This window comes from Reyranella sp. (genome assembly GCF_965229815.1).
Taxonomy (GTDB): domain Bacteria; phylum Pseudomonadota; class Alphaproteobacteria; order Reyranellales; family Reyranellaceae; genus Reyranella.
This window is the reverse complement of record NZ_CBDDJN010000006.1, coordinates 1,879,545-1,899,207: the sequence shown is the minus strand read 5'-3', so window position 1 is coordinate 1,899,207 and position 19,663 is coordinate 1,879,545. Positions and strand designations below refer to the sequence as shown.

The window sequence follows — 19,663 nt, the reverse complement described above, 5'->3', positions numbered from 1 at the left end:
GCACCCGATCGATCTTATATCGGTCGGGATGCGGGACCTTCATTTCGCGATCCGGGCATGAGCGGGGGCGCATGAGCCAGGACGAGGGCGATTCCCTCGGCGGCCGGCTCGGGCGCTATGCCCGGGTCGGCAGCTCGGTCGGCGGTCTGGCGGTGAAGCTGGCCGGCCAGCGCTATCTCGGCTGGTCGATCGATCGCGACAAGCACGCCGGCGAACTGAAGGCGGCGCTGGGCGGGCTCAAGGGTCCGCTCATGAAGGCGGCCCAGCTCATTGCCACCATTCCCGATGCCCTGCCGCCTGAATATGCCCGCGAGCTGGCCCAGTTGCAGGCCAATGCTCCGGCCATGGGGTGGTCCTTCGTCCGCCGGCGCATGGGCAGCGAGCTCGGCCCCGACTGGACGTCGAGGTTCGGCCGCTTCGACAAGGAGGCGTCGTTCGCCGCCTCGCTGGGCCAGGTCCACCGCGCAACGCTGCCCGACGGCACGCCGGTCGCCGCCAAGCTGCAGTATCCCGACATGGCCTCGGCTCTGGAGGCCGACCTCAACCAGCTCAAGCTGGTCTTCGCCGTCGGCCAGCGTTTCGATCCGGCGATCCGGACCGACGAGATCCATGCCGAGATCACGACGCGGCTGCGCGAGGAGCTCGACTACCGGCGCGAGGCGAAGCACGTCGCGCTCTACCGCCACATGCTGCGCGACGAGGCGGGCGTTCACGTGCCCGACGTCGTGGCGTCGCATTCGACGGACCGGCTGCTCACCATGACGTGGCTGGAGGGCGAGCCGCTGCTCAACTGGAAGACCCGGTCCCAGGAGGAGCGTGACCGGCTGGCCATCAACATGTTCCGAGCCTGGTACGTGCCGTTCTACTTCTACGGCGTGATCCACGGCGATCCGCATCTCGGCAACTACACGGTCCGCGCCGACGGCTCCGTGAACCTGATGGATTTCGGCTGCGTGCGGATCTTCCCGCCGCGCTTCGTACGCGGCTCGATCGAGCTCTACCGGGCGCTGATGGCCGACGATCAGGACCGGGCGGTCGCCGCCTACGAGGATTGGGGCTTCAGCGGGCTGAGCCGCGAGATGATCGCCGTGTTGAATCGCTGGGCGGCCTTCCTCTACGGCCCGCTGATGGACGACCGGCCGCGGCGGCTGACCGAGGGCATGGCCGACGGCCACGGCCGCGAGATGGCGCAGAACGTGTTCGGCGAGTTGCGTCGGATGGGCGGCGTGCGGCCGCCGCGCGAGTTCGTCTTCATGGACCGCGCCGCCATCGGGCTGGGCGCCGTGTTCATCCACCTCCGCGCCTCGATCAACTGGCACCGCCTGTTCGAGACCCTGATCGACGGCTTCGACGTCGAGTCGCTGGCCCGCCGTCAGGAAACAGCCCTGCGCGAGGCGGGCCTGTGATGCCGCCGCCCGGGCTGCGCACCCTGCAGAGCCTGAACGGACCGGTGGAGACGCTCGATCGCCTGGTCGCCGCCGTGTCGCGCCACGGCATGACCGTGTTCGCCAGGATCGACCACGGTGCCGCGGCCGACAAGATCGGCATGGAGCTGAGGCCGACCGTCCTGGTGCTGTTCGGCAATCCCAAGGCCGGCACGCCCACGATGCAGGCCCGGCAGACCATCGGCATCGACCTGCCGCTGAAGGCGTTGATCTGGCAGGACGAGAAGGGCGTGACCTGGCTGGGCTACAACGAGCCTGCGTGGATCGCCCGCCGCCACGGTCTTGCCGACGACGGCACCTTCGAGGTCATGCAGGACGTGCTGGAGAGCGTCGCCGGCGAAGCCACCGGCCGATGAACATCCTGGTCACGGGCTCCTCGGGATGGCTCGGCCAGTTCCTGGTCCCGCGGCTGCGCCGCGACGGGCACCGGGTGGTGGGGCTCGATCCGGCGCCCGGGGCGACGACCGAGGTTGTCGGCTCGGTCGTCGACCGCGCCCTGGTGGACCGGCTGATCCGCGAGCATGCCATACAGGCGGTCGTCCATGCCGCCGCGCGCCACAAGCCGCACATCGAGACCCACGACAATTCGGAGTTCGTCGCGGTCAACGTGCAGGGCACGCTCAACCTCCTCGAGGCGTCGGTGGCGCCGGCGTCGACGGTCGACCGCTTCGTCTTCACCTCGACGACCTCGCTGATGATTTCCCAGCGCATCCGCGACGGCAAAGGCGGCGGCGCGCGCGAGGCGACCTGGATCGACGAGACGCTGTCGCCGCTCGAGCCGCGCAACATCTACGGCGTCACCAAGCGGGCGGCGGAGGAGCTGTGCCGCCTGTTCAACCACCTGCACGGCCTGCCGATCGTCATCCTCCGCACCTCGCGCTTCTTCCCGGAGGAGGACGACATGGCGCACGCCATCGTTCAGTCGTCGGAGAACACCAAGGCCAACGAGTTCCTGTTCCGCCGACTCACCGTCGAGGACGCCGCCGAGGCGCATGTCGCCGCGCTCGACCGCGCCTGCGACATCGGCTTCGACACCTTCATCGTCTCGGCCATGACGCCGTTCGCGCGCGAGGATTGCCGCCAGCTGATCGCCGACGCGCCATCCGTCGTCGCGCGTTATTTCCCGGAGTATCGGCAACTCTACGCCCGGCGCGGCTGGACGATGTTCGACTCCATCGACCGCGTCTACGACGCCTCGAAAGCGGCGCGGCGGCTGGGCTTCGTCTGCCGCACGGGCTTCAAGCAGGTGCTGGAGAGCCTCGGCTGAGGCAACGAACGGTCCGCGCCGTCGTTCTTCCTGGTCTGACCGCCGGGCTGGCGGCAGCACAGCCAGCAACGGGGAGACACCGCCGCCGTGGCCCTTCTTCAGTACATCTGGTCGCTCAAATGGTCCGTCGCCGCCTGCGGCCTTGCGATTTTCGCGAGCTTCCTCAGCCTTGGGCTGCTGGGATACGTCCTCTACTACCTCGCCTATCCGGTCGTCGGCCTCGTCTACCCGCCGCTTACGTCGTGGCGCGGCGACACCGTATGGCCGCTGATCATCGGCGCCGGCATCATCTGGTCCCTGAGCTTCCTGGTGGCGGGCGTGGTCGACCATGCGATCGCCGCGAGAGGCGCCGCGCGGGGGCGCCGCACGGCCGCCTATCTCGCCGTCCTGTGGGCGGGTGCCGTGGCGGCCTGGCTCTTCCTGCTCGCCACCAACCTGCCGGCGCTGCGCGGCTAGTCTAACCGGCGATCACCCGCGCACCCTGGGCATCATGATGAGGTCCCAGGGGCTCGGCACGTCGCCGTGAGGGACCCAGACCAGCGCGGGTGCGTCGAGGGCGAAGGCCTTCTTCAGGCTGGCTTCGAGCGCGGCCGCATCGAGCGCCTTGAAGGCGGCGACGCCGAAGCTCTCGGCGAGCTTGCAGAAGTCGGGGTTCTGCAGGTCAGAGGCGATCAGGCGGTTGCCGTAGCGCTCCTGCTGGATGCGCTTCACGTTGCCGAAGCCGCCATTGTCGAACACGACGACCACGACGGCGAGTCTGTGGCGCACGGCCGTCGCGAGCTCGCCCACCTGGTACATGAAGCCGCCGTCGCCGGCGATCGCCAGCACCTTGGCGTCGGGCCGTGCCGCCTTGACGCCGAGCGCCGTGCCGAAGCCCCAGCCGAGATTGTCCTGGTAGCCGGGCGAGAGGAAGGTGCGCGGCCGCTCGATCGGCAGGGCCACGCGCGAGGCGAAGCCGATCTGGCTGACTTCGTCGACGAAGATGCCGTCCTCGGGCAGGGCGGCACGAATCGCCTTCAGGAAGGAAAGCTGCGGCTCGAGCCGCGACAGGCGCCCGGCCAGCCAGGCGCGATGGCCGTCGATCTCGGCGGCGCGGGACTGTCGCGGGCGTTCGTGGCGGCGCAGTGCCGCGATGAGGGCGCGCAGGGTCGGCGCGGCATCGCCGACCAGGGCGACATCGGGACGGGCAAATCGCTCGTGCTCGTCGGGGTCGATGTCCAGGCGCACCACCTTGAGGTCGCGATCGACGCCCCAGTTGCCGTTCTGGATGAGGAAGCGCGTGCCGACGGCGAGCACCGCGTCGGCGTCCTTCCACAGCCGGTGCCCGACCGGCATGTCGACCGCCAGGCTGTGACTGCTGGGCAGGACGCCGCGGCCGCGGCGATAGGAGCTGACCGGCGCTTCCAGGAGCTCGGCAATCTCGCGCACCTCCGGGGCTGCGTCGATGGCGCCGCCACCGACCACGACGATCGGCCGGCGCGAGTCCCGGAGGATCTTCGCCGCCGCTTCGATCGCCTCCTCGTCGACGGGCGCTGCCTCTGGCGGCGGCGGTCCGTCGGGCAACACGACCTCGGCTCGGCGGGCCCAGGTGTCGAGCGCGCATTCCAGCGCCACCGGCCGGGGCCGCCCCGTGGTCGCCTGCCGGATGGCCTCGGAGACCAGTGCCGGCGCCTCCTGCGGGCTGCGGATGCGCGCCGCCCACTTGGTGATGTGCCGCATCAGCCCGAGCTGGTCGTGGATCTCGTGCAGATGCCCGTGGCCCCTGTCGATGTCGGCCTGCGGGATCTGGCCGACCAGGGCGATCACCGGCGCGTTCATGCCGTAGGCCGTGAGCAGCGCGGCGCCGGCGTTCAGGAGTCCGGGCCCCGGCACGACGGCGAAGGCCTGCGGCCTGCCGGTCGCGAGGGCAGCGCCCAGCGCCATGTAGGCAGCGGTCTGCTCGTGCCGCGGATGAATCACGCGCAATTTCTCGCTGGCGTGATAGAAGGCGTCGAACAGCGGATCGTTGTGCAGGCCGGGCAGGGCGTAGACCGTGTCGAGGCCGTGACGCAGGAGGGTTTCGACGGTGGCTTCGGCGGTGGTGAGGCGGGGCATGTCGCCGGTCTACCGACGCGGCCGCGGTCCAGCAAGGCGGCGGCCGTGCGGCTGATCCTGGTCCTCCTGTTCGCAGCCGGCGCCGCGATCCTGTTCGTCGTGCTGCTCGCCTGGCTGGCCGAGCGCCGGCTCGATGCGACGGCGGAAGCCTGGTCGTTCGACGACGTTGCCCGCGTGCCGGGCGCGGACGCGGCGGTGGTCCTGGGCACCGCGCCGATCGGGCCCGAAGGCGGGCCCAACGTCTACTTCGTGCGCCGGCTCGATGCCGCCGCCGCGCTGTGGAAGGCGGGCAAGGTGCGGCACATCATCGTGAGCGGCGCCGGCGAGGAGCCGGCGGCGATGAAGGCCGGCCTCGTCGCGCGCGGCGTGCCGGCGCCGGCCATCTACCGGGATGAAGCCGGCTACCGCACCTGGGATTCGATGCTGCGGGCGCGCGACGTCTACGGCCAGAAGCGCCTGATCGTCGTATCGCAGCGCTTCCATCTCAGCCGCGCCCTGTTCATCGCCCGCGACCTCGGGATCGAGGCCTGGGGCTACGAGGCGCGCGATGTCGAGCGGCCCTACAGCATCGTCACGGACCTGCGACGCTTTCCCTCGGCACTGCGGGCCCATGTCGACGCCTGGCTGGGCGGCGCGCCGCGCAGCATCGACGGCCCACGCGTGCGGGTCGGCGTCGATCCGGCGGATTGACCTGACTCTAACGCAGCCGGCCTTCGGGCTTCGCGGCCATGTCGCGCAGTTCGGGCAGGGGCGAGATCACCGGCTGGCCGGCGAAGTGGGCGTCGAGGTTGCGCCGCACCAGCGCGGTCATGCGCCGCTGGGCATGTTCGGTGCCGCCGCCGAAGTGCGGCGTCATCACAAGGTTGTCGAGCGGCAGCAGCTCTTCGCCCTCGTAGGGCTCCTCGTCGAACACGTCGAGCGCCGCGCCCTCGATGACGTTGTGGCGCAGCGCCTCGGCCAGCGCCGCCTCGTCGACCGCCCAGCCGCGGCTGATGTTCACCAGATGGCCCCGCGGACCCAGAGCCTTCAGAACCTCGGCGTTGATGATGTGCCGGTTGGAGGCGTCCGACCTCAGGCAGACGATCAGGTAGTCGCACCAGTGGGCCAGCGACATGACATTGGGGAAATAGGGATAGTCGACGTCGCTGCGCTTGGTGCGGTTGCAATAGCCGATCTCGACGTCGAAGCCCTTGATGCGCTTGGCGAACTCAAGCCCGATCGCGCCCAGGCCCAGGATTCCGACCTTGCCGCCGGTCAGTCCGGCGATGACGCCGAAGCGGTTGGGGATGCGCTTGGTCCAGTCGCCGCGGCGGATCATCTTGTCGGCGCGGACGATGCGGCGGGTCGAGGCGAGCAGGATGGCGACGGCCATCTCGGCGACGTCCGGTGCATTGGCGTCGGCGCCGTGCGTCACCATGATGTTGCGCCTGCGTGCCGCCTCGAGGTCGATGCGCTCGTAGCCGGTGCCGTAGCAGCAGATGAGCGACAGGCGCGGCATCGACGCCATCAGCGCATCGGAAGCGCCGACGCTGCCGGTGGTCACGAGGGCCTGCACGTGCGGCTGCGCCGCGGGGGGCACCAGCGCCGGATCGGGATGGTCCATGTGGCCGGCGATCTCGTATTTTTCCGAGAAGGCGGCCAAGGTGGTCTTCGTGAAATGGAAGCCGGTGAGGATGACGGGACGCTGGGACATGGGCTCAGTATCCCGTGTCGCCCGGCAGCGGTAAACGAGCCTCTGCCACGCGGCGAAAATGCGCCTTGGCAAAGAGGGCAACGCTGGGCAAGGTGCGGCGGCCTAAAGCATCGAGCGTTCGGTCGGGATCGGCCGGACGATCGGTGCCGAAGGCGGGAACTGCCCGACTTGATGCGTTTCCGATAAATCGGGACCGCTCGGGCGGTCCCGATTTATCGCAAGCCGCTCTAGCCGATTTCGCGTCTCCAACCGGTCCAGCGCCTCCATGAAAATCGCCATCCTCAAAGAACGTCGGCCGCACGAGACCCGCGTGGCCGCGACTCCCGAGACTGTCAAGAAACTGAAGGGTCTGGGAGTGGAAGAAGTCCTGGTCGAGACCGGGGCAGGCACGGCGGCCGCCTACACGGATCACGCCTTCGGCGAGGCCGGTGCAATGATCGTGCCGGACGCGGCGGCGGCCATGGGAGCGGCTGACATCGTTTTCCGGATCCAGCGGCCGATGGTGGCGGCCGACGGGATCGACGAGGTGGCACTCCTGCGGCAGGGCCAGGTGCTGATGGCGCCGCTCGGCGCGCTGACGAACCGCGAATTGGTCGACATGCTGGCGGCGAAGGGCGTGACGGCCTTCGCGCTCGAGCTCATCCCGCGCATCACCCGGGCCCAGTCGATGGACATCCTGAGCTCGCAGGCCAATCTCGCGGGCTACAAGGCCGTGCTGACGGCGGCCAACAACTACGGCCGCATCCTGCCGCAGATGATGACGCCCGGCGGGACGCTGGCGCCCTCGCGCACCTTCATCATGGGCGTGGGCGTGGCCGGCCTGCAGGCGATCGCCACGGCGCGCCGGCTGGGATCCATCGTGACCGCGACCGATGTCCGGCCGGCGACCAAGGAGCAGGTCCAGTCGCTCGGCGCCAAGTTCGTCGCCGTCGAGGACGAGGAGTTCAAGGCCGCCGAGACCGCCGGCGGCTACGCCAAGGAGATGAGCGCCGAGTACCGCGCCAAGCAGGCGGCGCTGGTCGCCGAGCACATCAGGACCCAGGACATCGTCGTTACCACGGCGCTGATCCCCGGCCGCAAGGCGCCGGTGCTCGTGACGGAGGAGATGGTCGCCAGCATGAAGCCCGGCTCTGTGATCGTCGACATGGCGGTGGAGCAGGGCGGCAACTGCCCGCTGTCGGAGTTCGGCAAGATCGTCGAGCATCACGGGGTCAGGATCGTCGGTCCGGCCAACCTGCCGGGCGAGCTGGCGACCGATTCCTCCTCGCTGTTCTCGCGCAACCTCCTCAACTTCATCACGCCGATGGTCGACAAGGAGAGCAAGGCGCTCAAGATCGACACTGCCGACGAGGTCGTGAAGGGCACGCTGGTCATCCAGAACGGCCAGGTCGTGCATCCTTCGCTGGTGCAATCGTGAGCGTTGACCTGCATCTCCATTGTCATCCCGAGGGCGCAGCCCGAGGGACCTTTGAGGCTGCAGGAAAGGTCCCTCGCTTCGCTCGGGATGACATTGTCTTTGCCTGTTTCGGGAGCTGCTGAATGGACGACAGAATTGCCGGCGAGGCCGCGGCGCTCGCCACCCAGGCGCAGGATCTCGCCACCTCCCTCAAGGGCCTCGCCCAGCAGGTCATCGACGCGGCCGCCCAGGGCGCCGTGCCGCCGCCCGACGGCCAGATGCCGTTCGTGTCGCTGCTGACCATCTTCGCCCTGGCCTGCTTCGTCGGCTATTACGTCGTGTGGCGGGTGACGCCGGCGCTGCATTCGCCGCTGATGGCGGTCACCAACGCCGTATCCTCGGTGATCATCGTCGGCGCGCTGCTGGCGGCCGGCCTGAAGGGGCTGGGCGCCGCCCAGCTGTTCGGCGCCATCGCGGTGGTGCTGGCCGCCGTCAACATCTTCGGCGGCTTCATCGTCACGCACCGGATGCTGTCGATGTTCAAGAAGAAGCCGGTCAGGAAGTAGCGGACGGGAGAGGCACGGTGATCACCCACGAACTGGCCGCCTACGGTTATCTCATCGCGGCCGTCTGCTTCATCATGGCGTTGCGCGGCCTCAGCTCGCCCGAGACGTCGCGTGGCGGCAACCTCTACGGCATCGTCGGCATGGTGGTGGCGATCGGCGTCACCGTCGCCTCGCCGGGCGTCCTGTCGCCCTGGCTGATCGTCGGCGGCCTGGTGCTCGGCGGCGCGATCGGCGCGGTCGTGGCGCTGCGCATCCAGATGACGGCGCTGCCGCAGCTCGTCGCCGCCTTCCATTCGCTGGTCGGCCTTGCCGCGGTGTTCGTGGCGGCCGCTGCCTTCGTGTCGCCGGCGGCGTTCGGCATCGGCGTGCCGGGCAAGATCCACATGCACAGCCTGATCGAGATGGGGCTGGGCACCGTGATCGGCGCCATCACCTTCACCGGCTCGGTCGTCGCCTTCGCCAAGCTGCAGGGGCTGGTGTCGGGAGCGCCCCTGGTGTTCCGCGGCCAGCATCCGCTCAATGCCCTGATCGGCATCGTGATCGTGGTGCTGCTGGTGTGGTTCGCGATGCGCGGCCACCCGCTCACCTTCGTGTTGCTGATCGCCCTGTCGCTGGCCCTGGGATTCCTGCTGATCCTGCCGATCGGCGGTGCCGACATGCCGGTGGTCGTGTCGATGCTCAACTCCTACTCGGGCTGGGCGGCGGCCGGCATCGGCTTCACGCTGGGCAACACCGCGCTGATCGTCACCGGCGCGCTGGTCGGCTCCTCGGGCGCCATCCTGAGCTACATCATGTGCAAGGGCATGAACCGCTCGATCTTCAACGTGATCCTGGGCGGCTTCGGCACCGACAGCGCGGCGGCGGGCGCGGCCCACGCCAAGACCGACAAGCCGGTCAAGGCGGGCTCGGCCGAGGATGCGGCCTTCCTGATGAAGAATGCCCAGTCCGTCATCATCGTGCCGGGCTACGGTATGGCGGTGGCGCAGGCCCAGCATGCGCTGCGCGAGATGGCCGATCTCCTGAAGAAGGACGGCGTGCAGGTGCGCTACGCCATCCATCCCGTCGCCGGCCGCATGCCGGGCCACATGAACGTGCTGCTGGCCGAGGCCAACGTGCCCTACGACGAGGTCTTCGAGCTCGACGACATCAACCGCGACTTCGCCTCGACCGACGTCGCTTTCGTGATCGGCGCCAACGACGTCACCAACCCGGCGGCCAAGACCGATCCCACCAGCCCGATCTACGGCATGCCCATCCTCGACGTCGAGAAGGCGCAGACCGTCCTGTTCGTGAAGCGCGGCATGTCCTCGGGCTATGCCGGCGTCGACAACGAGCTGTTCTTCCGTGACAACACGATGATGCTGTTCGCCGACGCCAAGGCGATGTGTGAGAACATCGTCAAGGCGCTCGAGGGATCGGCGCACTGACGCCGATCCCGGCGGGATCCATCTCTCAACTTTCGTGAAAGACGGCGCTGGCCGGCGAGGCCGGCGCCGTCTTGATTTGCATGCCGGCGCGGCAACGGTTGCTGGCCTGTGCCTGCGCGAGGATTTCTTGTCCGGCGATGCAATCAACTCCCACAAATGCCCAGAATGAGCATTATGATTGCACAACTGATGAGAGAACTTTTATGAGTCAAAAAGACCGCATTTTCAATGCGTTATGATTCGTTTGAGACTCAAAATATTAGGAGATAGGTTCCCGCATTACGTGTAGACGCCGGACTGTGACGCACGGTTCCGGGGCTTTCAGGACCGCTTCTTCCTCGATGGTTCCCGCGCCAGCGCCTGTTCCGGCGGCGAAACGGCCATGTTCTTGGGGGGCATGCTGTGGCAAGGGGACCGGAGTTGGGGGCGCAGTCGGCCGGACCGACCGCGCCCGTTCGATACAGTTCTGACCAGGCGCGCGCGCGGCGTCGGTCTTATCGAATGCTGCTGCTGTGCAGCGCGGCTGTGGTGACCGGCCTGCCGGTTGCCGCCCGGGCCGACAGCATCGTCGACAACGGCCAGGTCGTCGATTTCCCGCCGCCGGCCAGCCAGTCCTTCTCCGATGCGCTGGTCGTCGGGCAGACCGGCGTCGGTACCGTCAACGTCAATGCCGGCGCCACGGTTCAGATGAACACCGCGAACGGCAGCACCGCGTCGCGCATCGAGCTGGGCAACGGTTCGGGCAGCAGCGGGACCCTCAACATCAACGGAGGCACGCTCAGGGTGAACGTCGCCGCCGGGACGACGTCGGCCTCGACCTCGATCGGGCGCATCTGGGTGGGCGGCGGCCTGACCAACACGACCGGCGGCACCGGCACGCTGAACATCTCGTCGGGGCTGCTGGAATTCGCCAACGTCGTGACGCCGAACACCAACTATGGCGGCCTGGCGGTCGGCCGCAGCACCGGCGTGCAGGGGACCGTCAACCAGACGGGCGGTACCGTCCGCTTCGGCAGCATCGCGGCGGTCGACCTCGGCACTCAGGGCGGCACGGGCAGCTACACGCTCAGCAACAACGCGACCTTCGACGCCAGCAACGGCGGCCTCACGATGTACGTCGGGTCGCGCAAGGGGACGGGCGGCCAGGCCTCGACAGGCACGCTGACCATCCAGGACAATGCGCAGCTCACGATGACCTCGGGAGTCCTCGGCGGCGGCCAGCTCTATGTCGGCGATGCCGGCGCCACCGGGACCATCCGCCAGACCGGCGCCGGCAGTGTCGTGACGCTGGGCGTGACGAACTCCATCCTGTTCGGCAGCAACATCGGCAACCAGCCGGGCGGGGGCGGAACGGGCACCTACCGCCTCGAGGCGGGCACCCTCAACCTCCTGAACGGCGGCTCCGACCGCCTGCAACTGGGCGCCGCGTCCGGCGGCACCGGACGGCTCGAGGTCGCGGGCGGGACGGCCAACGTCGCGGTCTCCCTGATCGTCGGCAACACGGCCGGCTCGACCGGCGTCGTCGACCAGACCGGCGGCACGGTCTCTTTCAACGGCAGCGGCCGGCTGCAGTTCGGCAGCGGTACCGGCACCTACAACCTGTCGGGCGGCACCCTGGCGATCGGCGGAACCAACGCCATTTCCGGCGCTACCGGCACGCTGAACCTCGGCAACGCGACACTGCGCGTCCAGAACGCCAACCTGACGACCAGCCATGCCGCGACCCTGGTCGACGGGACGCGCCTGACCTTCGACACCAACGGGCTGGCCGCGACCTGGAGCGGTGCCCTGTCGGGCGGCGGCGGCCTGACCAAGACGGGGGCGGGCACGCTCACCCTGTCGGGCAACAACAGCAGCTACGCCGGCAGCGTCGCCCTGCAGCAGGGCACGATCGCGCTAGGCAACATGAACGGGCTGAACGCCAACAATGCCGTCGCGACCGCGACGGGGACCAACCTCGACCTTACCGGCCTGGCGGCGGGCGCCAGCGTGAACATCGGCGCCCTGTCGGGTTCCGGCATGGTGCTGCTGGGCGACAGCGCCCTGGTCTCGACCATCGGCAGCGGCCAGAGCTCGGCCTTTTCGGGCACGATCGTGTCCGATGCCTGGGCCTACCAGGCGAACTACGGTGAGTTCCGCAAAGCCGGCGAGGGCGACCTCGTCATCAACGGCTCGACAATGCTGCGGGGCGAAGGCTCGATCGTCGGCGGCTCGATGACCCAGAGCGCCGGCACGACGGCCTGGTCTGACATCAACGTCGGCACCGGCACCGGCGGCACCGGCACGCTCAACGTCAGCGGCGGATCCCTGACCATCAACACCGCGCTGCGCGTCGGCGACTTCGGCGGCACCGGCATCGTCCAGCAGACGGGCGGCGTCGTGCGGGTCGAGCAGACCTGCGACAACACCAACAACTGCGCCGCGCTCAACATCGGCAACCAGGGCGGCACCGGCACCTACAATATCAGCGGCGGCGAGCTGCAGCTGAACGGCGGCAGCCATTCGATCGGGCGGAACGCCGGCAGCAACGCACCGGGCAGCGGCACGCTGAACATCAGCGGCACGGGGCTCGTCGAGGTGAGCCCGTCAGGCCTCAGCCGCGGCTTCCTCGTCATCGGCGACCGCGATCCCAGCAGCGGCGGCATCGCCAACAGCACCGGCGTCGTCAACCAGACGGGCGGCACGCTGCGCGTCGTCGGCACGTCCGAGCTCTATCTCGGCGGCTACGGCAGCGGCACGTACAACCTGAACGGCGGCGCGCTCGAGATCGGCGGGTCCTCGCTGCGCGGGAACTATGGCAGCGGCACCGTCCCCTATGCGTTCAATCTCGGCGGCGGAACCGTTCGGGTCATCGGTTCGGCGCTCTCGACATCGGTCAGGGCGACCCTGGTCGACGGTACGCGCTCGACCATCGACACCAATGGCCTCGGCGCGACCTGGAGCGGCGTCTTCTCGGGCGGGGGCACGCTGGTCAAGGAGGGCGACGGCACGCTGACGCTGTCGGGCACCAACACTCATACCGGCGGCACCGCAGTGGATCGCGGCACGCTCAGCATCTCGTCGGATGCCAACCTGGGCAATGGCGGCCTGCTGGCGATGGCCGACGGGACGACGCTCGCCATCACCGCGGGCGGCACCTACAGCCACGCCATGGCGATCTCGGGCGGCGTGAACGTGACCGTGGCCTCCGGCCAGACCGCGACCCAGAGCGGGATCGTTGCCGATGGCGCCAGCCCCGGGACGCTCAGCAAGGGCGGGATCGGCACGCTGGTCCTGACCGCGGCCAACACCTACACCGGCGGCACGGCGGTGAATGACGGGACCCTGCGGCTCTCGGGCGGCGGCACGCTGGGCAGCACGTCGGGAGCGACGTCGGTTGCCGGCGGTACGCTCGATCTCGGCGGCACGAGCCAGACGCAGGACGGCGGCGTGACTGTGTCGGGCGGCACGATCCAGAACGGCACCCTGGCCTCGGCAGGCGGCTTCGCCCTGTCGGCGGGCGCGGTGAGCGCGACGCTGGCCGGCAGCGGCGGCGTGACGAAGAACGGCGCCGGAACGGTGACGCTGTCCGGCGCCAACACCTACACCGGCGGCACCACTGTCAACGACGGCACGCTGCAGCTGTCCGGGAGCGGCACGCTGGGCAGCACGGCGGGGGCGACGACGGTGGCGGGCGGCACGCTCGACCTCGGCGGCACGACCCAGACGCAGAATGGCGGCGTGACGCTGTCGGGCGGCATCGTCCAGAACGGCACCCTGTCCTCGACGGGGACCTTCGCCCTCTCGGCCGGCACGGTGAACGCGACGCTGGCCGGCAGCGGCGGCGTCGCCAAGCGCGGCGCCGGCACGGCGACGCTGTCGGCCGCGAACACCTACACCGGCGGCACGACGGTCAGCGGAGGCACCTTGCAGGTCTCCGGAAGCGGCACGCTGGGCAGCACGGCGGGGGCGACGACGGTCTCGGGCGGCACGCTCGACCTCGGCGGCACGACCCAGACGCAGAATGGCGGCGTGACCCTGTCAGGTGGCACGATCCAGAACGGCACCCTGTCCTCGGCGGCGACCTTCGGCCTCTCGGCGGGCACGGTGAGCGCGACGCTGGCCGGCAGTGGCGGCGTGGCGAAGAACGACGGCGGCACGGCGATCCTGTCGGGCACCAACACCTATTCCGGCGGCACGACGGTCAATGCCGGAACGCTGCAGGTGTCGGGTGCGGGCACGCTGGGCGACACCGCGGCGGCGACGACGGTCTCGGGCGGCACTCTCGATCTCGGCGGCACGACCCAGACGCAGGAGGGCGGCGTAACTGTGTCGGGTGGCACGATCCGGAACGGCACGCTGTCCTCGGCGGGCGGCTTCGCCCTGTCGGGGGGCGCGGTGAGCGCGACGCTGGCCGGCAGCGGCGGCGTGACCAAGAGCGGCGACGGCACGGCGACGCTGTCGGGCATCAATACCTACACCGGCGGCACCGCCGTGACCGGCGGCACGCTCGGCATCTCGTCGGACGCCAGCCTCGGCATTGGCGGCGCGGTGGCGCTGGCCGACGGGGCGACGCTCGCTTTCATGGCCGGCGGCACCTACGCTCATGCCATCACCCTGACGGGTCAATCGACCCTCGCCGTCGCGTCGGGGGAGACGGCGACGCAAAGCGCCACGATCGCCGACGGCGGCAGCCCCGGCGCGCTGGTCAAGGCCGGCGGCGGCACGCTGGCGCTGTCGGGCGTCAACACCTACACGGGCGGCACCACCGTGGCCGGCGGCACGCTCAGCATCTCGTCGGATGCCAACCTCGGCGGCGGCACCGTGGCGCTGGGCAATGGTGCGACGCTCGCCTTCACCGCCGGTGGCCTCTACGCCCACGCCCTGACCGTGGCAGGCCAATCGACGCTCGACGTCGCTTCCGGCCAGACCGTGACCCAGGCCACCGCGATCGCCGACGGCGCCAGCGCCGGCACACTGGTCAAGGCCGGCAACGGCACCCTGACGCTGACGGCGGCCAACACCCATACCGGCGGCACGGCGGTGACGGCCGGTCTCCTGCTGCTCTCGGGGGCCGGCACGCTGGGTACCGTCTCGGGGACGACGACGGTGGCGGGCGGCACGCTCGATCTCGGCGGCTCGACGCAGGTGCAGAACGGCGGCGTCAGGCTCTCGGGCGGGACGATCCGCAACGGCACCCTGTCGTCGGCGGGTGGCTTCGCCCTCTCGTCGGGGACGGTGAACGCCGTCCTTGCGGGTAGCGGCGGCATGGTCAAGAGCGGCGCCGGCACGGTGACGCTGACGGCAACCAACACCTACACGGGCGGCACCACGCTCACCGGCGGCCTGGTCAACTTCTCGGCGGCCGGCAATTTCGGCAGCGGGGCGATCACGCTGAACGGCGGCGGCCTGCAATGGGCGGCGGGGAACACCACCGACATGTCCGGCCGCCTCGCACCGCTGGGAGCGGGCGGCGGCACCTTCGACACCAACGGCAACGATGTCGCGTTCGCGACGACGATCACCGGCGCGGGCGGACTCACCAAGGCGGGAGCGGGGGCGCTCACGCTCAACGGCGCGAATTCCTACGCGGGCGGCACGACGATCAATGCCGGCACGCTGCGGCTCGGGCTGGGCGCGAGCCTGCCCACGGGCGGCGCGCTCACCATCAACGGCGGCCTGTTCGACGTCGGGCAGGCCAACCTGTCGCTCAACACGCTGGCCGGCAGCGGCGGCTCGGTCATGCTGGGCGGCGGCACGCTGACCTACGACAGCTCCGGCGCCTCGACCTTCGGCGCGTCGATCACCGGCAGCGGGACGCTCGCCGTGCAGGGCGGCGGCGTGCTGACCCTCACCGGCACGAACACGTTCACCGGCACGACCGCCGTCACCGGCAGCAAGGTGGTTGTGAACGGAAGCCTTGTCGGCAGCACGGTGACGCTGGACAGTTCCAGCACGATCGGCGGCAACGGCACGATCGGCGGCCTGGTGTCGAGCGGCGGCACGGTGTCGCCGGGCAACTCGATCGGCACGCTGAACGTCAGCGGCAACCTGGCGCAGAACGGCGGCGTCTATGTCGTCGAGGCCAATGCCGCCGGCCAGAGCGATCGCCTCAACGTCTCCGGGACGGCCTCGATCCAGGGCACGGCCGTGCAGGTGGTGGCGGAGTCGGGCTCCTACGCCCCCCGGACGACCTACACGATCCTGAGCGCGGCCGGCGGCCTGTCCGGCACCTATTCGTCGGTCAGCAGCAACTTCGCCTTCCTGACGCCGTCGCTGGCCTACGACGCCAACAGCGTCTTCCTGACCCTGGCGATGCAGCAGAATGCCTTCTCGTTCGGCGGCAACACGGCGAACCAGAAGGCTGTTGGCGCGGCGCTCGACCGCTCCTTCGCGGGCGCCAGCGGCGATTTCGCCGCGGTGACGCAGGCGCTCAGCGTGCTCAGCACGCAGCAGGGGCCCGCTGCGCTGGATACGATCAGCGGCCAGCCCTGGGCCGATTTCGGCACGATGAACTTGAACGGCGGCGCGCTGTTCATGAACGCCGTCGGCCAGCAGGCCGCGGCCGCGCGCGGCACGGGCTCGGCGGCGCGGGTGGCGCTGGCGCAGGGCTGCGAGGTCGAGGCGTGCGACGGCACCACGCCGTTCAGCGCCTGGGCGAGCGCGCTGGGGGGCCTGGGCTCGGTCCTGGGCAACGGCAATGGCGCGGCGCTCACGTACAACTTCGGCGGCGCTGCTGCCGGCATCGACTACCGGCTCGATCCGCGCTTCCTGGCCGGGATCAGCGTCGGCTACACGAGCGGGACCCAGTGGGTGAACGGCTTCCAGGGCCGCGGCTGGAGCGACAGCATCAGCGTCGCGGCCTATGGCAGCTTCACCCAGGACGGCTTCTACGCCGACGCCCTGGCGGGCTACGCCTATTCCAACAACCAGTTGCAGCGCCAGATCTCGATCCCGGGCCTCCCGACGCGCCAGGCGAGCGGCAGCGCCGGCGCCAACCAGTTCCTCGGGCAGGCCGAGACCGGCTACCGGCTCGCCGTCTACGCGCCGGCCGCCGCGACCGTCACGCCGTTCGCGCGGCTGCAGGTCTCGAGCGTCACCCAGAACGCCTTCTCGGAATGGGGCGCGAACGCGCTCAGCCTCAGCGTCGCGCAGCAGACCACCAATTCCCTGCGAACCACGTTCGGCGCCGACCTGGCGGGCACCATCGGCCTGGGAAGCGACCGCAAGCTCGACCTCGCGTTCCGGCTGGGCTGGCTGCACGAGTTCGCCAACGTCGACCGGCCGATCACGGCGGCGTTCGCCGGCGCGCCCGGTGCCTCCTTCACGGTGTACGGCGCGACGCCGCAGCGCGACGCGGCGGTGCTCGGCTTCTCGGCATCGACGACGATCGGCGAGCGGACCTCGATCTTCCTGCGATACGACGGCGACATCGGCAGCGGCACCGACAACCACGCCCTCAATGTCGGCCTGCGCCTGAGCCTGTAGCGCGTCGCGCACCACGGGGCGGCCAACATCGCCGGGGCGGCGGCGCGCCCGCTGCACTACACTTCGGCATGGATCTTGTCGTGCCGTGATGCCGTATCGTGCGGTCCTGTTCGACGTCGGCGGTCCCATCGACCTCGAATTCGCGTGGGAGATCGCGGTCGACGGCGCAATCGCCGCCTCCTGCGGCCTGGAAGGGATCCGGGTCGATCCGGCCATGGTCGAGGCGGCGTCGGAGGCGGCGGTCGCGGCCTTCGCGCCCGATGCCTATGGCCACATGATCGAGTCGCTGTGCGGCGGCGATCCGCTGACCGTCGAGCGGGTCGGCCGGCGTGTGGGGGCGATGATCGGCAATCTCGACGTCTTCCAGATGCGGCCCGGCCTGCCGGCGCTGCTGCAGGGGCTCGCCGACCGCGGCCTGAAGCTCGGCATCGTCGCCAACCAGCCGGCGCGGCTCGCCGACCGGCTGGGACGGGAAGGCATCGGCCATCTCTTCGCCCATCTCGGGCTGAGCGGGCTGACCGGCCTGCGCAAGCCCGACCCGCGCGCCTTCGCGATGGCCTGCGAGGCGCTCGGCGCGGCTCCGGCCGAGACGATCATGGTCGGCGACCGTATCGACAACGACATCGCCCCGGCCCGGGCGCTCGGCCTGGCGACCGTGCTGGTGCGCGGCGGTCGCCATCGCCGGCAGCGGCCGCGGACGGCGGCCGAGGAGCCGGACGCCGTCGTGACCGATGCGCTGGAGCTGGAGCGGGCGATCGACGCGCTTCTCGCTCAGTGATGGTGGTGGCTGGCGCCGAAGCGGTGGATGTGTAGCGGCGCCTTGGCGAGGCCGGGGCAGAAGGTGCCGACGACCTTCTCCAGCCGGTCGTAAAGCTTCTTCGCCGGCGCCGTGATCTTCTCGCGCCGCACCCGCGAGGCCTCGGCCTTCTCGGCCAGCTTCGCGAGATCGACCGTGAGCAGCTTGCGATCCTGCACCACCATGCGGCCGCCGATCATCACCGAATGCACGGCCGTGCCGTCCTCGGTGTGCACCAGCGCATTGACCGGATCGTTGGTCGGGATCCAGTTGATGTGGTGCAGGTCGAGGAACACGATGTCAGCCTTGTAGCCGGGCGCCAGCCGGCCGATCTGCTTGTGCAGGCCGAGCGCGCGGGCGCTGCCCTCGGTGGCGGCGCGCAGGACCTCGCCCGTGGTGACCCAGCGCTGCCAGTCCGGTCCCTGGACCTTCGAGGCGAAGGACGCCAGGCGCATCGCCTCGTACATGTTCTGGTTGTCGGAGCAGTTGGCGCCGTCGGTGCCGATGCCGACATTGACGTCGGCCGACAGCATGCCGCGCACGTCGGCCAGCCCGTTGCCCAGCCGCATGTTGGAGCCGGGATTGTGCGCCACCGAGGCGCCGCGGCCGCCCAGCCGCTTCATGTCCTCGTCGTCCAGCCAGACGCCGTGGGCCACCGTGAACTTCTCGTTCACCAGGCCGAGCTCGTCCATGTGGGCGGCGAGCGTCGTGCCGTAGCGCTTGTAGCCGGCCACCACCTGCACCTTGGATTCCGCGACATGGCTGTGGATGCCGACGTCGAACTCGCGGGCGAGGTCGCGGCAGGCGACCAGGAAGTCGTCGCTGCAATGGTGCGGGATGGTCGGCGCCACGGCCAGCATGACCTTCTCGAACGGCCACTTTTGCAGCGCCTTCCGCATCTGCTTCGTGGTCGCCTTCCATGGCGCGTAACGGTAGGCCTCGACCTCCTTCTGCAGCGCCGGCGACAGGCGCTCCATCAGGCCGGGAATGGCCTCGAAGAAGGTGGTGTCGGCCACCATCGGCGCCAGCACGGCGCGCATGCCGACCTCTTCGTAGGCCCGAGCCATGGCCGACAGGCCCTCGACCGACGGCAGCGGGAACTCGGCGGCGAGGTCGTAGGCCGCGGTGCAGCCCTTCAGCACCATTTCGGCCGCGCCGATCATCGCCGACAGGTATTTGTCCTCCAGCGTGCGGCCGCCGCCGATCCACGGGCTGGCGGTGAGCAGGAGTTCGAGCGACCACTGGTCGCCCATGCCCTTGCCCAGGTTGCCCGGACTGTGGGTGTGGGCGTTGATCAGCCCGGGATGAAGCAGCCGGTGGCGGGCGTCGACGACCGTCGCGCCCTCGGGGGCCGCGAGTCCGGGACGGCCGATCTCGGCGATCGTGTCGCCCTTGATCAGGATGTCGGCGGGCCGGGCGACGCGCTTGTCGGCGTCGAGCAGCTTGCCGCCGCGGACGATGGAGTAGGGATGCTTGATCTTGCTGGCCATGGCCGCCAGTCTCGCAAACAAA

Annotated in this window: 13 protein-coding genes; 10 read left to right on the top strand and 3 right to left on the bottom strand. The window is 69.9% G+C overall.

Going from position 1 to position 19,663, the window contains the following annotated elements; translation table 11 throughout:
• The first annotated feature begins 71 nt into the window (after window positions 1-71).
• The 4 genes from ACO073_RS20365 to ACO073_RS20350 all read left to right on the top strand — a co-directional run bounded on the left by ACO073_RS20365 (window position 72) and on the right by ACO073_RS20350 (window position 3,168).
• A complete protein-coding gene (locus tag ACO073_RS20365) occupies window positions 72-1,406 on the top strand; it encodes an ABC1 kinase family protein (protein ID WP_421999765.1) in 1,335 nt (444 codons plus the stop codon).
• A complete protein-coding gene (locus ACO073_RS20360; RefSeq protein WP_421999764.1) occupies window positions 1,406-1,801 on the top strand; it encodes a DUF302 domain-containing protein in 396 nt (131 codons plus the stop codon). The genes ACO073_RS20365 and ACO073_RS20360 overlap by 1 nt, the downstream gene beginning before the upstream one ends.
• Window positions 1,798-2,712 (top strand): NAD-dependent epimerase/dehydratase family protein, encoded by a 915-nt coding sequence (locus ACO073_RS20355; protein WP_421999762.1) that lies wholly within the window; start codon window positions 1,798-1,800, stop codon window positions 2,710-2,712. The genes ACO073_RS20360 and ACO073_RS20355 overlap by 4 nt, the downstream gene beginning before the upstream one ends.
• Before the next feature lie 87 nt (window positions 2,713-2,799).
• Window positions 2,800-3,168, top strand: coding sequence for a hypothetical protein (locus ACO073_RS20350; protein WP_421999760.1), 369 nt, complete (start codon window positions 2,800-2,802; stop codon window positions 3,166-3,168).
• A gap of 12 nt (window positions 3,169-3,180) precedes the next feature.
• Here ACO073_RS20350 and ACO073_RS20345 read toward each other — a convergent pair whose 3' ends face one another.
• Window positions 3,181-4,806 carry a thiamine pyrophosphate-dependent enzyme gene (locus ACO073_RS20345; protein ID WP_421999758.1) on the bottom strand — a complete coding sequence of 542 codons (1,626 nt, stop codon included), beginning with the start codon at window positions 4,804-4,806 and terminating at the stop codon, window positions 3,181-3,183.
• Window positions 4,807-4,851: 45 nt separating this feature from the next.
• Here ACO073_RS20345 and ACO073_RS20340 point away from each other — a divergent pair, with 45 nt between their 5' ends.
• Window positions 4,852-5,496 (top strand): SanA/YdcF family protein, encoded by a 645-nt coding sequence (locus ACO073_RS20340; protein ID WP_421999756.1) that lies wholly within the window; start codon window positions 4,852-4,854, stop codon window positions 5,494-5,496.
• Window positions 5,497-5,503: 7 nt separating this feature from the next.
• Here ACO073_RS20340 and ACO073_RS20335 read toward each other — a convergent pair whose 3' ends face one another.
• Window positions 5,504-6,499 carry a 2-hydroxyacid dehydrogenase gene (locus ACO073_RS20335; RefSeq protein ID WP_421999754.1) on the bottom strand — a complete coding sequence of 332 codons (996 nt, stop codon included), beginning with the start codon at window positions 6,497-6,499 and terminating at the stop codon, window positions 5,504-5,506.
• Window positions 6,500-6,764: 265 nt separating this feature from the next.
• Between ACO073_RS20335 and ACO073_RS20330 the strand changes: the two genes are divergently transcribed.
• From ACO073_RS20330 to ACO073_RS20310, 5 genes are all read left to right on the top strand, one after another.
• Window positions 6,765-7,916, top strand: a complete 1,152-nt coding sequence (locus ACO073_RS20330; protein ID WP_421999752.1) for a Re/Si-specific NAD(P)(+) transhydrogenase subunit alpha — start codon at window positions 6,765-6,767, stop codon at window positions 7,914-7,916.
• A 122-nt stretch (window positions 7,917-8,038) separates the two neighbouring features.
• A complete protein-coding gene (locus tag ACO073_RS20325) occupies window positions 8,039-8,461 on the top strand; it encodes an NAD(P) transhydrogenase subunit alpha (RefSeq protein ID WP_421999751.1) in 423 nt (140 codons plus the stop codon).
• A 20-nt stretch (window positions 8,462-8,481) separates the two neighbouring features.
• On the top strand, window positions 8,482-9,888 hold the full coding sequence (locus tag ACO073_RS20320) for an NAD(P)(+) transhydrogenase (Re/Si-specific) subunit beta (RefSeq protein WP_422002185.1): 1,407 nt from the start codon (window positions 8,482-8,484) through the stop codon (window positions 9,886-9,888).
• 501 nt (window positions 9,889-10,389) lie between these two features.
• Window positions 10,390-17,355: an autotransporter-associated beta strand repeat-containing protein gene (locus ACO073_RS20315; RefSeq protein ID WP_421999749.1), complete on the top strand. Its 6,966-nt coding sequence runs from the start codon at window positions 10,390-10,392 to the stop codon at window positions 17,353-17,355.
• Between the two features lie 88 nt (window positions 17,356-17,443).
• Window positions 17,444-18,133, top strand: coding sequence for an HAD family hydrolase (locus ACO073_RS20310; RefSeq protein ID WP_421999748.1), 690 nt, complete (start codon window positions 17,444-17,446; stop codon window positions 18,131-18,133).
• Here ACO073_RS20310 and ACO073_RS20305 read toward each other — a convergent pair.
• Window positions 18,127-19,641, bottom strand: coding sequence for an amidohydrolase family protein (locus ACO073_RS20305; protein WP_421999746.1), 1,515 nt, complete (start codon window positions 19,639-19,641; stop codon window positions 18,127-18,129). The genes ACO073_RS20310 and ACO073_RS20305 overlap by 7 nt on opposite strands.
• Between the last annotated feature and the right edge of the window lie 22 nt (window positions 19,642-19,663).

Bases quoted from the DNA above. Each gene is read 5' to 3' on its own strand.
- ACO073_RS20365 (WP_421999765.1), top strand. From the start codon at position 72: ATGAGCCAGGACGAGGGCGATTCCCTCGGCGGCCGGCTCGGGCGCTAT.
- ACO073_RS20360 (WP_421999764.1), top strand. From the start codon at position 1,406: ATGCCGCCGCCCGGGCTGCGCACCCTGCAGAGCCTGAACGGACCGGTG.
- ACO073_RS20355 (WP_421999762.1), top strand. From the start codon at position 1,798: ATGAACATCCTGGTCACGGGCTCCTCGGGATGGCTCGGCCAGTTCCTG.
- ACO073_RS20345 (WP_421999758.1), bottom strand. From the start codon at position 4,806: ATGCCCCGCCTCACCACCGCCGAAGCCACCGTCGAAACCCTCCTGCGT.
- ACO073_RS20335 (WP_421999754.1), bottom strand. From the start codon at position 6,499: ATGTCCCAGCGTCCCGTCATCCTCACCGGCTTCCATTTCACGAAGACC.
- ACO073_RS20330 (WP_421999752.1), top strand. From the start codon at position 6,765: ATGAAAATCGCCATCCTCAAAGAACGTCGGCCGCACGAGACCCGCGTG.
- ACO073_RS20325 (WP_421999751.1), top strand. From the start codon at position 8,039: ATGGACGACAGAATTGCCGGCGAGGCCGCGGCGCTCGCCACCCAGGCG.
- ACO073_RS20315 (WP_421999749.1), top strand. From the start codon at position 10,390: ATGCTGCTGCTGTGCAGCGCGGCTGTGGTGACCGGCCTGCCGGTTGCC.
- ACO073_RS20310 (WP_421999748.1), top strand. From the start codon at position 17,444: ATGCCGTATCGTGCGGTCCTGTTCGACGTCGGCGGTCCCATCGACCTC.
- ACO073_RS20305 (WP_421999746.1), bottom strand. From the start codon at position 19,641: ATGGCCAGCAAGATCAAGCATCCCTACTCCATCGTCCGCGGCGGCAAG.